General features: G+C 61.6%; 1 pseudogene. It reads left to right on the top strand.

Going from position 1 to position 505, the window contains the following annotated elements:
• Window positions 1-505 (top strand): annotated as a pseudogene (locus tag RFM68_RS33535) (IS6 family transposase); the annotation flags it as partial.

The following is a 505-nucleotide window of genomic DNA, read 5'->3' as shown; positions in this document are numbered from 1 at the left end:
TGCAGTCTGGCTTTACTACAGGTTCCCCTTGAGCCAGCGTCTGGCCGAAGAAATGCTGCTGGAGCGCGGGATCGTGGTTTCGTATGAGACAATCCGCCGGTGGGGCATGAAGTTCGGTCCGGATTACGCTCGCCGCTTGCGCCGCAAGCAGCACAGCCGAAACGATGTCTGGCACCTGGACGAGGTCATCACCATCGCCGGCAGGAAACACTGGTTGTGGCGCGCCGTCGACCAAGATGGATGCTCGACGAGATCGTCCAGAACCGCCGCAACACCAAAGCGGCCAAGCGCTTGCTGACGCGGCTGCTGAAGAAGCAAGGCGTCGCGCCGAAGCGCATAATCACCGACAAGCTGCGCTCCTATGGAGCAGCTAGGCGACAGGTGATGCCGGACGTCGAGCATCGGTCGCACAAGGCATTGAACAACCGGGCGGAGAACGCCCATGTGCCGCTGCGAAAACGGGAGCGGATGACGCCAGGCTTCCGATCACCAGGAGCACTGCAAC

This window comes from Mesorhizobium montanum (genome assembly GCF_033977145.1).
GTDB lineage: Bacteria > Pseudomonadota > Alphaproteobacteria > Rhizobiales > Rhizobiaceae > Mesorhizobium > Mesorhizobium montanum.
This window is presented reverse-complemented; position numbering and strand designations above follow the sequence as displayed.